Annotated in this window: 14 protein-coding genes; 5 read left to right on the top strand and 9 right to left on the bottom strand. The window is 42.8% G+C overall.

The genetic code is table 11. The annotated features are described in order from the left end of the window. The 9 genes from ACFQZI_RS12260 to ACFQZI_RS12220 all read right to left on the bottom strand — a co-directional run bounded on the left by ACFQZI_RS12260 (position 1) and on the right by ACFQZI_RS12220 (position 9,518). A complete protein-coding gene (locus tag ACFQZI_RS12260) occupies positions 1-654 on the bottom strand; it encodes a hypothetical protein (RefSeq protein ID WP_377142847.1) in 654 nt (217 codons plus the stop codon). A 58-nt stretch (positions 655-712) separates the two neighbouring features. Continuing rightward, on the bottom strand, positions 713-1,219 hold the full coding sequence (locus tag ACFQZI_RS12255) for a glycosyl-4,4'-diaponeurosporenoate acyltransferase CrtO family protein (RefSeq protein ID WP_377142846.1): 507 nt from the start codon (positions 1,217-1,219) through the stop codon (positions 713-715). A gap of 67 nt (positions 1,220-1,286) precedes the next feature. Then, entirely contained in the window at positions 1,287-2,987 is a 1,701-nt protein-coding gene (locus ACFQZI_RS12250) for a M3 family oligoendopeptidase (protein WP_377142845.1), read from the bottom strand. Between the two features lie 115 nt (positions 2,988-3,102). Continuing rightward, positions 3,103-4,032, bottom strand: a complete 930-nt coding sequence (locus ACFQZI_RS12245; protein ID WP_377142844.1) for an NAD-dependent epimerase/dehydratase family protein — start codon at positions 4,030-4,032, stop codon at positions 3,103-3,105. Positions 4,033-4,355: 323 nt separating this feature from the next. Further along, the gene (locus ACFQZI_RS12240) at positions 4,356-4,967 is read right to left on the bottom strand and encodes a Crp/Fnr family transcriptional regulator (RefSeq protein ID WP_377142843.1); all 612 of its coding nucleotides are present in this window, start codon (positions 4,965-4,967) and stop codon (positions 4,356-4,358) included. Further along, positions 4,955-5,809, bottom strand: coding sequence for a UbiA-like polyprenyltransferase (locus ACFQZI_RS12235; protein ID WP_377142842.1), 855 nt, complete (start codon positions 5,807-5,809; stop codon positions 4,955-4,957). The genes ACFQZI_RS12240 and ACFQZI_RS12235 overlap by 13 nt, the downstream gene beginning before the upstream one ends. Positions 5,810-6,125: 316 nt before the next feature. Further along, a complete protein-coding gene (locus tag ACFQZI_RS12230; protein ID WP_377142841.1) occupies positions 6,126-6,512 on the bottom strand; it encodes an endonuclease domain-containing protein in 387 nt (128 codons plus the stop codon). A 282-nt stretch (positions 6,513-6,794) separates the two neighbouring features. Then, positions 6,795-7,424 (bottom strand): ribosome biogenesis GTP-binding protein YihA/YsxC, encoded by a 630-nt coding sequence (gene yihA, locus ACFQZI_RS12225; RefSeq protein WP_377142840.1) that lies wholly within the window; start codon positions 7,422-7,424, stop codon positions 6,795-6,797. Positions 7,425-7,556: 132 nt separating this feature from the next. Continuing rightward, positions 7,557-9,518 (bottom strand): KUP/HAK/KT family potassium transporter, encoded by a 1,962-nt coding sequence (locus tag ACFQZI_RS12220; protein ID WP_377142839.1) that lies wholly within the window; start codon positions 9,516-9,518, stop codon positions 7,557-7,559. Positions 9,519-9,705: 187 nt separating this feature from the next. Between ACFQZI_RS12220 and ACFQZI_RS12215 the strand changes: the two genes are divergently transcribed. The 5 genes from ACFQZI_RS12215 (at position 9,706) to ACFQZI_RS12195 (ending at position 14,150) form a co-directional block, all read left to right on the top strand. Further along, entirely contained in the window at positions 9,706-10,209 is a 504-nt protein-coding gene (locus tag ACFQZI_RS12215) for a T9SS type A sorting domain-containing protein (RefSeq protein ID WP_377142838.1), read from the top strand. A 342-nt stretch (positions 10,210-10,551) separates the two neighbouring features. Beyond that, a complete protein-coding gene (locus ACFQZI_RS12210; RefSeq protein WP_377142837.1) occupies positions 10,552-11,163 on the top strand; it encodes a fumarylacetoacetate hydrolase family protein in 612 nt (203 codons plus the stop codon). 136 nt (positions 11,164-11,299) lie between these two features. Then, positions 11,300-12,994 carry a M23 family metallopeptidase gene (locus tag ACFQZI_RS12205; protein WP_377142836.1) on the top strand — a complete coding sequence of 565 codons (1,695 nt, stop codon included), beginning with the start codon at positions 11,300-11,302 and terminating at the stop codon, positions 12,992-12,994. Further along, the gene (gene bcp / locus ACFQZI_RS12200) at positions 12,994-13,458 is read left to right on the top strand and encodes a thioredoxin-dependent thiol peroxidase (RefSeq protein WP_377142835.1); all 465 of its coding nucleotides are present in this window, start codon (positions 12,994-12,996) and stop codon (positions 13,456-13,458) included. Before ACFQZI_RS12205 ends, bcp begins: the two co-directional genes overlap by 1 nt. Positions 13,459-13,595: 137 nt before the next feature. Continuing rightward, positions 13,596-14,150, top strand: a complete 555-nt coding sequence (locus ACFQZI_RS12195; RefSeq protein ID WP_377142834.1) for an RNA polymerase sigma factor — start codon at positions 13,596-13,598, stop codon at positions 14,148-14,150. Positions 14,151-14,154: the final 4 nt, after the last annotated feature.

The following is a 14,154-nucleotide window of genomic DNA, read 5'->3' as shown; positions in this document are numbered from 1 at the left end:
TTACACTTCCTCCGCCCTTTTCTTCCGGCGTAGAAGTACAATTATTACAATTAAAATAATAAGCGGCACGCCACCATATAAGGCATATTTCAAAGCCGGCGACATCCCTTTTGCATTAGACAGGTATTGGTCGGTACGCTTTAGCTCAGGCGATATTTTGATGGAGGACGAATAGGCTTTATACTCATCCTTCATTACATCTTTCCTTAACTCTTCGTAGGAGTATTCAATGGTGTAGGTAACATCCTGGGTATAAATAATAATAAAATTACGTTCCTGCTTGCCCGCGCCCTGGTCAGTTTCAAGTGTGAAGGTTTTTGCTTTAAGGTGGCCTATGGTGGTATCGCGTACGTTTTGTGTACTGCCCTCTGCCTGGCCCCTTATGCCTTTTATATAATCCTGCAATACCTTGTTAAGGTCGCGCTCTTTTTTAAGGGGTTTGTTGTTATCGGCATTTGGCGCGCGGATAACAACCATGTAACCATACTTGGCTTTACCAGTATATACGGATTGGCCAAGGGTATCTTTCTTAGTATATCCTTCCGGTAGGGATATGGTCACCAGACTATCTATCTGTACCGGTTTTAAAGGCACCTGCGCAAACGCACCGGTTGCCGAAAGTATGAGGCTGAATATTATAAGTATCTTTTTCATAAGTTGTTAAACCTATAAAACACATATAAGTTTTAACATTCATATAAAAACGCGGCTGCTATACGGTGTGTAACTGCCTTTTGGTAACCTTTAAAATGCGCGCCCGGTTATATTGCTGCAACAAAATAGGGCAAATATTATAGATGATATTGGCCAAAAAAATAATCATAAAATAACCGGTTTCATGTACGCTAACGGCATAGATGGCGGTTATAAGAAAGAATATAAGGCAGGCAAAATGATACCGTTCATACATTACAATAGTGCTATAATACGATGCCACACCCAACCGGTTTTTGATGAGCTTATGCCCGGCGTTTCTTCTTCGTGACATTTTATTACTGATGTCGCCATTTTGTACCAGTTTGCGGATAAGTTTTACGCCAAGCCGCTCATAATACTTTGGGTTGGTGTTTAGTTGTAAAGCACTCGCCCTAATCAATAAGCTCAATACACTTACACCTACAAACACATAAAGCAACCATGAAACACCCGCAACCGCCCAAAAACCCACTACAGGAATAAAGCAGAGAATGGTCCAGAAGAAGTTAATAAGCTGGTTCATAAATTTAACAACGCCCCCCTATTGGAGGGTACTAAAAAAGCCTCCCAATTGTTAGGAGGCTTTGCACTTATATCTTATCCATTTCGGCCTTTACAAATTCGGCAAGCTCTTTAACGTAACCCGCGCTGAAATCAAATTTGATACCGGCGGTTTCATAAATTTCGGTTATGGTTTTGGTATAACCCAGTTTTAAGGCGTCCAGGTATTGCTGCAAGCCTTTTTCGGGGTTCTCTTTGTAGTTCTTCCAAACGGCAATGGCGCCAAGCTGGGCCATACCATATTCGATGTAATAGAACGGAACCTCAAATATATGCAGCTGTTTTTGCCACAGGTTTTGTTCGGCCTCCGGGTGTTCGCTCCAATCGGCGAAGCCGGCGCCAAATGGCTCGTAAATTTTTAGCCATGCCTCGGTGCGCTCGGCATCAGTATGGTCGGGATTGGTATAGATCCAATGCTGGAACTGATCTACCACGGCTACCCACGGCAGGGTTTTAAGCACATCAAAAAGTTGGTCGCGCTTGGCGCGTTTCAGGTCTTCCTCGTTATCAAAATACACATCCCAATTATCCATAGATATCAACTCCATCGACATAGAAGCCAGTTCGGCAACTTCGCTTGGGCAGTGTTTAAAATCGTTCAGCTCCAGGTCGGCAGTTAAAAAGGTATGTACCGCGTGGCCGCCCTCGTGAACCATGGTGGTAAGATCGCGGAAGGTGTTGGCCGAATTCATGAAAATGAAAGGCGCCCCTGTTTCTGATAAAGGGTAGTTATAACCGCCCGGTGCCTTGCCTTTGCGGCTTTCCACATCAAACAGGTTATTATCTTTCATGATCTCTAAACGTTCGCCCAGGTAACGGTTAATGTTGCTAAAGCACTGAATAGATTTCTCTACCAGCTCCGCACCGTTATTAAACGGTTTTAAAGCCGGCTTGCCCGATACATCCACATCCATATCCCATGGCTTTAAAGCTTCTAAGCCCAAAGCTTCTTTGCGTTTTTCGGCCTGCTCGCGCAAGATAGGTACTATCTCAGTTTCAATAGCGGCGTGAAACTCGTAGCAATCCTGCGGGGTATAATCGAAACGGCCAAGCGCCTGGAACATGTAATCGCGAAAGTTTTCGAAACCCGCGTTGAGCGCAACTTTATGGCGCAGGGAACGCAGGTGATTAAACAGGGTATCCAGCACCGTTTTTTCCTGCAGGCGGCGGGCGGTAATTTTCTCCCAAACTTCCTGACGTTTACCACGATCGGTATCTTTCAGGAAAACTGAAGCTTGCTCAAGGGTATATTCTTTCTCGCCGATGTGCACGCTCATGGCGCCTGTTATCGACTGGTATTTTTGCTGATCTACCTGGATCTGGGTTTGTAAAGGGATATTCTCCTCGCGGAAAAGTTCCAGTTGCTTACGCACGCTGCGCAACATAATGTAAAACTTCTCTTCGCTTAGCTGGTCAACAAACTCGCTATCAACCAGTTTTTTGTTGAGGTCATTGTTGTAAGGCGCAGTTTTTGGTTCTATTTCGGTAGCAAAGTATTGAAAACTTGCCAGCAACTCTTCACTGTTAGTATCGCAGGTCATGCGGATGTAGCGCCAGGCAAAATCTTCCTCTAAAGCGGCCTGTAGTTCGCTGCCATCTTTTAGCCATTGCTCCAGTTCTTCAACAGAATTTATAGGGCGGTTAAGCAGTTCTTTGTATATCGGCTCCAGCGTTTCCCATTTTATTTCAAGGTCGGCAGGAATGTAGGTACGTGTTTTTTTATGGATCATCGGTTATAATTGTAGATATACAAATATGCAGAATAGTGTCTAAAGCCCAAAGTCGTAAGCTAAGAGTTAAATTTACCGACTTAAGACTTTCTACTTTCGGCTTTAGACTAAGAACTTACTCCGGCTTGTATATCGTCTGCGATACTTCTTTTATCCCATCCTCATAGCTTGTTGGTTTAAATTTGAAGGCTTTTTCAAACTTGTCGCTGTTAAAAATATAATCGTTAGCGTTTTGGTAATACATTTCTACAGCGCCGGCAATTACCTTGTTAAACAAGCCTATGATCCATAGCATAACCTTACGGATGCGCATAAACTTCGGCTCAACACCATATATACGTGCGGCAAGTTCCAAAAACTGATGACCTGTCATGGCCGGGGATGTTGGCAGGTGCCAGATCTGGTTGGCACTTTCGGGGTGCTGGCCAAGCAAATACATAGCGCGCCCCGCATCAGGGATGTAAATAAAATTGTGCAGTCTATCCGGATCGCCCATCCATTGCGCGGTTTGCTTTTTGGCATATTTAGACAGCACCATCATATCTAAGAAAGCGTTGGTGCTGGTGGTACCATAAAAATCGGGGGCACGGGCTATTGTGGCGTTAAGTGTTCCTGCCTTTACTTCATTCATGATGGTGTTGGCAATGGCGGCACGCACTTTTCCTTTTTCGCTGACGGGGTTGTAAGGTGTATCCTCTTTCATGGGGCCGTTAACCAGGCCATACATATAAACATTATCAAAAAATATCAGCCTCGCGTTATTCTCTTTGGTTACGTTAATAACGTTTTTAATAATAACTGGCCATTGTTCGCGCCATATGTCGGCATCGTAAACTAATCCGGCGCAAAGGTAAATAATGCTTGAGCCCCGGGTGGCTTCCCTCACCTGTTCGTAATTTAACAGATCGGCCTTGCGCCAGGTAATGTTATTGCCTTGTATATCCACCGGACGGCGACTAACCAGCCTTACCGGTTCGTTATTTTTTACTAATTCGTTTGTTAAGGCGTTTGCTACCGGCCCGCCGGCCCCTAATATAGTATGCATAATGTTTTCCTTTTGATGTATAGTACAAATATAAGTATGCACTGAAAACCAAAACGTTAACTTAAGATAAGAAAATAGTGAATAGTGAGTGGAGATTGATGAGTAGTTGTATGACGCAGAGTTTACTCACCCCGACTACGCTACGCTGGTCGACCCTGCTCTGCTGCGCAAAGAGGGTGACGAAATCTCCCTCCGGCCCGCTCAAAGAGAGGAGCAAAAACTTTTCAGCCCTCTTTGCGCGCAGCGAAGAGAGGGCGGTCGAGCGAAGCAATGATCGGGTGAGTAAATCCGCTGTTGGTACCAGCCGCAGACAGTTCGTCGTGTTACTTATGTTCCACCAGGATCCTTTTCCTGATCCTTGACAGCGATACAGGTGTTATGCCTAAAAAGTTAGCTATGTAATGCTGCCGCATACGCTGCAATACTTCTCTACCGGTTTGCAGTAGTTTAAGGTATCGCTCTTCGGGTGTTTGGGTAATGAAAGATGTTACTCTGTCGTCGTAACAGATAAGATAGTGCTCGGCCAGTAAACGTCCAAAGCGTTCCATTTTATAGGCCAGCATCGGGTTGTTTAACATTAATTGCCAATCCTTTTTGCTAACGGTTAAAATGGTGGTTGGCTCTAACGCTTGTATGTAGTTGTTACCACGTTCGCCGGTCAGGAAGCTTTTGTAAGAGCTTACGTAATCGTTCTCAAAACTAAAGTAGTTGGTGATCTCGTTCCCATCTATTACGTGGTAATACCTTACCGAGCCCGATAATACAAAGCCCAAAGTTTCGCAAACCTGCCCGGCCTCTGCAAAGTGCTGTTTCTTCTTTAGCTTTTGTACCGATAAATGCTGCGTGCAGATGATCCATTCGGCCTCGTTAAATTCAACATATGCAGCCATATGCTCCCGAAACTGGTTTAACTGAGCCTGTGTTAGCGCATCCATACCCTATCTAATAAAAAGAAGGCCGCGAATACTACGCTGGCTACACCGTTTGTGGTCATGAAAGCAAAGGTTACTCGGCTTAGGTCGTTTGGTTTTACGAGGGTGTGCTGATAAATAAGCATAGCGCAAAAGAAAACAATGCCTAAGTAATACAATAAGCCTACGTTGGTATAAAACACCGGCATCAGCACAAACGCTGCCGAAAATACGTGCAATACTGATGATAACCTTAAGGCATTTACCTTCCCCAACCAGGCGGGGATAGAGTGCAGCTTTTGTTCGCGGTCGAAATCCTCGTCCTGCAAAGCATAAATTATATCAAACCCGCTTACCCAGCAAAGCACCGATAGCGAAAAGAAAATAGGCGTTAACGCGAATGCACCTGTTACCACCAAGTACGCCCCAATGGGCGCAAGCGATAAGCCTAAACCCAGCACCATGTGACAAAGCGCTGTAAACCTCTTGGTAGCGCTATAACCCAACACCACCAGCAATGCCACCGGCGAAAGGTAAAAACACAGCGGATTGATAAACCAGGTGGTTAGTATAAACAAGCCACAGTTTACTAATGTAAAAGTCAATGCCGCAGCCGGAGAAATTCTACCGGCGGGAATGTCGCGTTGCTTAGTGCGGGGGTTTTTGGCGTCGATGTTACGGTCGAGGTAGCGGTTAAACGCCATGGCCGAATTACGGCCAAAAACCATACACAACAGCATCATCACCAATTTTTGCCACTCAAATTTATGATCGGTAGTTGTAACCGCCAAAAAAAAGCCGATAAAAGCAAACGGCATGGCAAATATGGTATGCGTAAACGTTACGAGAGAAAAATATTTTTTCATTCTATTATCTTAGTTCCCCTCTTGAGAGGGGGTTAGGGGTGTGTTCTAAAACATGCTTATTAACTCCCCTATTAATCTTATTGTTGTTTGTTTATTTTCCAGTTCCCCTCTTGAGAGGGGATAGGGGTGTGTGCTAAAACACGCTTACTAACTCCCTTTACTAATGTTAGTGTTGTTTGTTTCTATTTTCCAGTTCCCCTCTTGAGAGGGGTTAGGGGTGTGTTCTAAAATATGGTTTACTAACACACCCCGTTAATGATAATGCAATTTGTTATGTATGTCCTACGCCCCTCAAGAGGAGAACAACTTCCGTAATTTAAAATTCGCTTTTATCATTGTGTTCCAAGATATGCTGCTCAATTGTTCTTAAAACGTTACTCATATCTTTTCTCACTTCCATTTCTGTAAAACGAATAATTGTTAAATTATATTTAACTAACTCAACTTCCCTCAAAACATCCAGTTTGTATTGTTCTTCATGGTTATGATATTGCCCGTCAATTTCAATCACCAAATTTAATTCATAGCAATAAAAATCAGCAATGAAATTTAGTAACGGTTTCTGGCGCTGAAAATCATAACCGTGCAGCTGCTTATTTTTTAATTCTTTCCAAAGTAATATCTCACCAAAAGTGCTATCGTTACGTAGGTTACGTGCTAATTGTTTAAGCTTAGGATCGTATGGTATAAGTTGTCGCTTCATTAACACACCCCTAATCCCTCTCAAGAGGGGAACTGAATATTTTTGTCACACCTTCGCTTCAAATTCTTTAAGGGCATATGAATAATTTGTCGCTTCATTAACACACCTCTAACCCCTCTCAAGAGAGGGAAACGAAAAGCTACTTATAGTGTTCTTCATCATACTTCGGCACTTCAATAGTTACGGAGTTTACGTGCTAATTGTTTAAGCTTACGATCGTATGGTATAATTTGTCGCTTCAGTAACACACCACTACCCCTCTCAAGAGGGGAACTAAATAGACTACTTATAGTGTTCTTCATCAAATTCCGGCACCTCAAAATTTTGGTTGATGCTGCTTATAAAACCAAGCACTTCGTCGCGGCCGGCGTGCAGTTCAGATGACGTTACAAAGTGCTGAGGGGCTTCTTCAAAGAATGCCAGCATCGCTTTGCGAAACTTAGCTATATTTTGGTCTGTTTTAAGGTTGCTTTGCTTATCTGCCTTGGTAAATACCAGCACAAAGGGCAAGCCTTTTTCGCCAAGCCAGCTGCAAAACTCAAGGTCTATTTTCTGCGGCTCTAAACGGCTGTCTATTAAAACCATTACACACTGCAGGCTTTCGCGCTTATCCAGGTAGTTTTGGATAAACTTATTCCAGTCGGCCTTCTTACTTTTTGATGCACGGGCGTAACCGTATCCCGGCAAATCCACAATATACCAGGTATCGTTCACCAAAAAATGATTAATAAGCTGGGTTTTACCCGGCGTTTGTGATGTTTTTGCAAGCCCCTTTTTTTGGACCAGCATATTTATGAGCGATGATTTACCAACATTGCTCCGGCCGATAAAAGCGTATTCGGGCTTTAACGGCGGTGGTAATTTAGATACCTGGGTATTGCTGCAAATAAAGTCGGCAGATTTTATGATCATACAGCAAAGGTAGGGTATTATTGTTAAAAGGTTAAAATGTTGTATAACACCCGCGTTTTAATGTGGTGTAGTTACAATTAAGAAACAAAAAAGGGTGCCTGTTGCTTAGGCACGCTTGTATTATTTAAGATCTTACTTTATCCTTTCCAGCTTAACACTATCCGGCGAAGTAAGCATTAACGGCACTTTTTCTACCGTTACAAAACTCAGGTCGAGGCCAAAGTTGCGCTCTTCGGACAGGCTTATCTTTTTAAGTTGGGTGTAAATGAACATGATCACCTTCTCATAAAACGACAGGTTATGTGAGCGCGATAACACCTTCTCTATCACAACAAATCTAAAGTCGCCCACTATTTTGTGCTTATGTAACGATTTGTAGGTACTCGTAATATCAACCTCCCCGTTCTTCACCAGGTCTTCAACCACCTTACGGAACAGCAGGTTTATTTGCTGCTCAACCCTAAAGCCAAGTTTAAAATCAACACGTATAAGTTTGCCCGGCACCAAAAAATCCACCTCGTACTCGCTTTTGTAAGGTTCATCCACCACATCAACGTGTACCAGCCAGTAAACATCGGCACGCTTTGGTTGCTTTTGCAGGATAGAGTAAATGATCTTCGATTCAACTTCCGAATTAAAGTTAGCGCTGGTTAAATACACCAGTTGCGAGGCGTATTTAGGCACGCCTTCGTCCTCGCTCATTTCTTTAATGATGCTAAAGTAATCGTCTATCTCAATAAACTTAACGTAACGGTTTTTAATTTTACGGGCATTATGCCATGTCCACATAATGATGAATAGCACCAAGCCAATTGATAGTGTAAACCAGCCACCATGTATAAACTTAACCAGGTTACCTAATAGGAATGTACCCTCTATAACCAGGTAAACCAACAGGAAAGAACCAATGATATACGCCGGTACTTTTTTACGCTGCAAAAATTTAGATACCAGGATGGTGGTCATTAACATGGCTACAGTAATACTTAAGCCGTAAGCCGCCTCCATTTTGGCCGAGTGCTTAAAAAGTACAACTACGCCAATACAACCGGCGCACAATAACCAGTTAACACTTGGTACATACAGCTGCCCCTTTTGCTCTGACGGGTAATTGATACGCACTTTTGGCCATAGGTTTAACCTTACAGCCTCGGCTATCAATGTAAACGAGCCCGATATTAAAGCCTGGCTGGCAATAACCGCCGCAATGGTTGCTATACCAATACCAAATATAAGGAACCAATCGGGCATTATTTTATAGAAGGGATTGTTGAGATTTAAGTTGATGGCCTGCCCTTCGCGCTGTAAAAGCCATACCGCCTGGCCCAGGTAATTTAATACAAGGCAGGCCTTAACATAGATCCAGCTAATGCGTATGTTATCGCGGCCGCAGTGGCCAAGGTCAGAGTATAAAGCTTCGGCACCCGTTGTACACAGGAATACCGCGCCCAAAATAATAAACGCGTTGTAATCAGACGTTAGCAGCTGGTACGCATAATAAGGGTTTAAAGCCTTAATAATTGATGGCATTTGTATAATATACGAGATGCCCAAAACCCCCATCATTGTAAACCATATAAACATAATAGGGCCAAATGCCTTACCTACCAGTGATGTGCCAAACTGTTGTATAATAAATAAAACGGCAATTATGGCAATAACAATTTGTACCGTTGGCAGTTGCGGGTAATAGGCCTGTAAGCCTTCAATAGCCGACGAAATAGTGATCGGCGGTGTAATGATACCATCGGCAAGCAACGCGCAGCCCCCTACTATAGCAGGTATAATAAGCCATTTTGCCTTACGGCGCACTAAGGAGAAAAGCGAAAATATACCACCCTCACCTTTATTATCGGCCCGAAGGGTTATAATAACGTACTTTAAGGTTGTTTGGAGCGTAAGCGTCCAGAAGATGAGGGAAACACCTCCCAGTACCAACACTTGCGAAATAGGTTGAGAAAAACTTGAATGTTCGGAGCCAATGATAGCTTTAAACACATATAAAGGTGATGTACCTATATCACCGTAGATTATTCCTAAACTAATGAGCAGCCCAGCGGCCGATAGTTTCTGCAGATCTTTATGATTTGACACTATATTTTAAAAGATACAAAACTATTAAAAAAATCCTTACAACTTAAACTATATACAATCGTATAAGTCACATATACAATAACCGCTAAAACCGTATATTGTTAAAATTTGTTAAAACTATTTAAATATTCATAACATTATCATTTCATGAGCGCTTTATTTATACTTTTGTAAAGTTTGTAATAATATGGTTCGAAAATCTACTTATCTTAATTCCTGGTTCACTGTAATTGCGCTTGCAATAGCTGTGAACTTTGCGCTTGCAAGAGGGGTTAATGCCCAAAAAAGTGATTCGTCGTACCTGCGCGCCATAAAGGCAAAAAGCAAAACATCTTATTTAAAGAATGGCCTGCATCTGGCTTTGCCGCCGTTGAAACCAAACGCGGTGTCGAATGCCAAAATAAACCTTGCCCGGCCTGATGATAAGCTTCTTACCAACGTACAGGTTTACCCTATACCTGTTACAGATGTTATAAATGTAAAGTACACCGTATCGCGCAACGCTTTTGTTAATGTAAACGTTATGGATGTATTAGGTAACAATGTGCTTACCCTGCAATCGCAACGTGTGGAGTTTGGCGAGCAAACCATCAACTACAACGTGGCTAATAAATTAACCCGCGGTTTTTACTTTGTAAGGATAGTAGTTGGTACCGAATCTGTAAACAAGCGGATCTCGGTAGTACTATAATTGTATAATATCCAATATCGATCTCCGAATTTCCAACGTCGAAGTTTTCCTTTTCCCCTTTTCATTTGACATCAACGTCCCAAATTAGTCCTAAACTTTTTATATAAAATATCTGATAGATGTGGTGGCACTATTATGTCAGTAAAAAAACTATAAACCGTTGATTATTAGCACCTACAACAAAAACACCCTGCTTGTGCGAACGTGAACGTGAACAAAAGGCATCATAAAAAGCAATTTTCCTTCGAAAACTAAATTAATAACATTTTTAACTCCCAATAGCTATCGGCATTAGGTTTTAGGGCCTATAGTTTATAATTTCGGCACCATTACATTTAGTCTATGAAAATAATTGCCATTGGCCGTAACTACGCCGAACACGCCAAAGAGTTAAATAACCCTGTACCCACCGTACCGGTTATATTTATGAAGCCCGATACCGCTTTGCTAAAAGATAACAAACCCTTTTACCATCCCGAGTTTTCGCAGGATATCCACCACGAGATCGAGATCGTATTAAAGGTGAGTAAAGAGGGCAAGCACATTAATGAAAAATTTGCTTCGAACTATTTTGAAGAGATAGCCCTTGGCGTTGATTTCACGGCACGGGACATACAGGCAAAACACAAAGAAAAGGGCCTGCCCTGGGAGCTGGCTAAGGCTTTTGATAATTCGGCGCCCATCAGCAACTTTTTGCCTAAAAATAAATTTGCCGATATGTATAGCCTAAACTTCAACCTCGACATTAACGGAGAAACCCGACAGAAAGGCAACACCAAAGACCTCCTCTTTTCGTTTGAGCGCATCATTACCTTTGTTTCCCAATACATTACCCTAAAAAAAGGCGACCTGATATTTACAGGTACCCCCGAAGGTGTTGGAAAAGTTGCCATTGGCGACAGATTGGAAGGATTTTTGGAGGGTGAAAAGCTTTTAGATTTTTATGTTAAATAGAATACTACACAAAATGTCATTTCGAACGAGCATAGCGAGGAGAAATCTTGTTAGATCATTAAAGTCCGCTTTGCATCCCGAACAAGATTTCTCCTCGTACCTCGTTCGAAATCACAAGATTATTTTAAAAGCGATATTGATCGCTTTATCTTTTCTCAGCACCGCTACCCACGCCCAGGACGTTATCCAAAGTAAACAATATCCCAAAGACCAATTCCGCTATCCGTTAGACCTGCCGCCAAGTACAGCAGGTTCTTTTGGCGAGTTGCGGTCAAACCACTTCCATTCCGGGTTAGATTTTAAGACCAATCAGCGTATTGGTTTCCCGGTGCATGCCGCTTACGATGGTTATATCTCAAGGGTGCGCATCCAGTTTGGTGGGTTTGGGCAGGCATTGTATATTAACCACCCCAATGGTTACACCACCGTTTACGGCCACATAGAAGCTTTTACCCCCGAGATCTCCAAATACATCCGCGATTACCAATACAAAAACCAAATTTACGAGGCCGATATTGCCATGCCGGTTGGCATGTATAAAGTAAACAAAGGCGATGTGGTAGCAGTATCAGGCAACCGTGGTGCATCGGCAGGTCCGCACGTGCATTTCGAGATCAGGGATACCTTAACTCAGGAAACCATTAATCCGCAACTATTTGGCCTTACCATTGAGGATAAGATTCCGCCTGCCATAAGTGCCATTGGCATTTACCATTTAAACGGCAACCCTTTTAGCGACAAAACACAAAAGGAATTTTTAGCTGTAAGCGGCGCTAATGGCAAGTATCATTTAACAAAACCGCAGGTATTAAACTTAAGCGGCAATACAGGCTTCGGTATCTCGGTTATTGATCAAAACAGCGCGTCTGTCAATCGTAACGGTATTTACTCGCTCGAGTTAAAGCTCGATGGTGTTACCATGTACACTTTCGCGGTAGAGCGTTTCGCTTTCGACCAAACCCATGCTATTAACGCTTATATAGATTACCCCGCGTTTTTAACCGCGCGCCGTTGGGTACAAAAATGCTTTATATTACCGGGCAGCCGCATATCGCTTTATCCGCAATCTATTAACCGTGGCATCATAGCTTTTAACGACGATAAAATTCACGAGGTTGAATATTTAGTAAAAGATATTGCCGGCAATACATCAACGCTGACTTTAAAGGTGCAATCAACCCCACCTGCCATAACGGCCATTCCCGAAAAACCGGCAGGTACACTGCTCCGTTACGACCGCAAAAGCGAATTTACTAACGACAAGGTTAAAGTGAGCATCACGCCGGGTAATTTGTACGACGACCTCGACTTTATATATTCAACTACACCCGCCAAACCGGGCGCACTCTCGGCAACCCACCGCATCCACAATAAGCTAACCCCAATACACGACGAGTATGAACTTTGGATAAAGCCCGACGTTAGCTTGGGTGCCAATGCTAACAAGGCGGTCATTGTAAATGCGGCCACAGGCGCCATCAGCAGCACTTACGAAGGTGGCTGGGTTAAGGGTACCGCACATACCTTTGGCGATTATTTTCTTAAGCTGGATACCGTGCCGCCCGTTATCACCCCCATCAACATCCGCAACGGCAGTAACATGAAGGCATTGCGGGCAATTAAGCTTCGTATGGGAGACAACCTGAGCGGCGTTAAAAGCTACGTTGGAAAAATTGATGGCAAATGGGTACTGGTAGAGTGGGATTATAAAACAAAGGTTTTAAGTTATACCTTTGATAACAGCATCGCCGCAGGCAAACATAAATTTGAGTTTACGGTTACTGATGCTAAAAATAACGTTAGTACATTCACAGCAGAATTTTACCGGTAATGGCAACAGAACTAAAAGCAGGCGACAAAGCACCCAATTTTACAGCTAACGACCAAAACGGCACCCCCGTTTCATTAGGCGATTTTAAAGGCAAAAAGGTCATTCTTTACTTTTACCCTAAAGATGATACCCCGGGCTGCACCGCCGAAAGCTGCAGTTTCAGGGATAACTACCAATCGTTGTTAAGCAAGGGCTTTGAGGTTATTGGGGTGAGCGTGGATGATGAAAAATCGCACAAAAAATTTGAGACCAAATACCAGCTGCCGTTTACTTTAATTGCCGATACCGACCATAGCATTGTGGAAGCCTACGGTGTTTGGGTGGAAAAAAACATGTATGGTAAAAAATATATGGGTACCGCACGCACCACGTTTATTATTAACGGCGATGGTATTATTGATAAAGTGATTGAGAAGGTTGATACCAAAAACTCATCGCAGCAGGTGCTGGACCTGTTGGGATAAGAGAAGATTCAGGATTTTAGAGTCAGGAATCAAGATTAAAAAAGTTGTCTTGGCTCTTGATTCTTAAAATCTTGAATCCTTTCCTATTTATATCAAACAAAAACGCTTTATATTTATTTAAAGATAAATTTTAATAGATGGCCATTCAGGCAGAAGACGAAGAGATATTAAGCAAGTTTAGGGACGATAAGACCCGGAACGAAGCATTTAACCTTTTGCTGAAAAAGTATCAGCAAAAGATATACTGGCATGTGCGCCGCATGGTTATTGACCATGACGATGCCGATGATATTGTGCAGGATGTGTTCATCAAGATCTGGAAAAACCTGCCGGGGTTTCGTAACGATGCGCAACTGTACACCTGGATGTACCGCATTGCCACTAACGAATGCATTACTTTCCTGAACAAGAAAAAAGCGAAGAATAATATTCCGCTTGATGATGTGGACTATGAACTGACCGATACTCTATCCAGCTCGGACCAGTTTACCGGCGACCAGATACAGCGAAAGCTACAGGAAGCTATTTTGACCCTGCCCGATAAGCAACGGCTTGTTTTTAACATGAAATATTATGATGATATGAAGTATGAAGAGATAAGCGACGTTTTAGGCACAAGCGTAGGGGCCTTAAAAGCATCGTACCACCTCGCGGTAAAAAAGATAGAAGCTTTTATTACCAATACCGATTAACTTA

The sequence above is a fragment of the Mucilaginibacter lutimaris genome, from assembly GCF_042676625.1.
Classification (GTDB): Bacteria; Bacteroidota; Bacteroidia; order Sphingobacteriales; family Sphingobacteriaceae; genus Mucilaginibacter; species Mucilaginibacter lutimaris.
The sequence above is the reverse complement of the archived record's forward strand: the minus strand, read 5'-3'. Positions and strand labels throughout refer to the sequence as shown.

What these genes read in the sequence shown, in the direction of transcription:
- ACFQZI_RS12195 (WP_377142834.1), top strand. Translation starts at nt 13,596, where the DNA reads ATGGCCATTCAGGCAGAAGACGAAGAGATATTAAGCAAGTTTAGGGAC.
- yihA (WP_377142840.1), bottom strand. Translation starts at nt 7,424, where the DNA reads ATGATCATAAAATCTGCCGACTTTATTTGCAGCAATACCCAGGTATCT.
- bcp (WP_377142835.1), top strand. Translation starts at nt 12,994, where the DNA reads ATGGCAACAGAACTAAAAGCAGGCGACAAAGCACCCAATTTTACAGCT.
- ACFQZI_RS12235 (WP_377142842.1), bottom strand. Translation starts at nt 5,809, where the DNA reads ATGAAAAAATATTTTTCTCTCGTAACGTTTACGCATACCATATTTGCC.
- ACFQZI_RS12210 (WP_377142837.1), top strand. Translation starts at nt 10,552, where the DNA reads ATGAAAATAATTGCCATTGGCCGTAACTACGCCGAACACGCCAAAGAG.
- ACFQZI_RS12230 (WP_377142841.1), bottom strand. Translation starts at nt 6,512, where the DNA reads ATGAAGCGACAACTTATACCATACGATCCTAAGCTTAAACAATTAGCA.
- ACFQZI_RS12255 (WP_377142846.1), bottom strand. Translation starts at nt 1,219, where the DNA reads ATGAACCAGCTTATTAACTTCTTCTGGACCATTCTCTGCTTTATTCCT.
- ACFQZI_RS12260 (WP_377142847.1), bottom strand. Translation starts at nt 654, where the DNA reads ATGAAAAAGATACTTATAATATTCAGCCTCATACTTTCGGCAACCGGT.
- ACFQZI_RS12250 (WP_377142845.1), bottom strand. Translation starts at nt 2,987, where the DNA reads ATGATCCATAAAAAAACACGTACCTACATTCCTGCCGACCTTGAAATA.
- ACFQZI_RS12215 (WP_377142838.1), top strand. Translation starts at nt 9,706, where the DNA reads ATGGTTCGAAAATCTACTTATCTTAATTCCTGGTTCACTGTAATTGCG.
- ACFQZI_RS12245 (WP_377142844.1), bottom strand. Translation starts at nt 4,032, where the DNA reads ATGCATACTATATTAGGGGCCGGCGGGCCGGTAGCAAACGCCTTAACA.
- ACFQZI_RS12240 (WP_377142843.1), bottom strand. Translation starts at nt 4,967, where the DNA reads ATGGATGCGCTAACACAGGCTCAGTTAAACCAGTTTCGGGAGCATATG.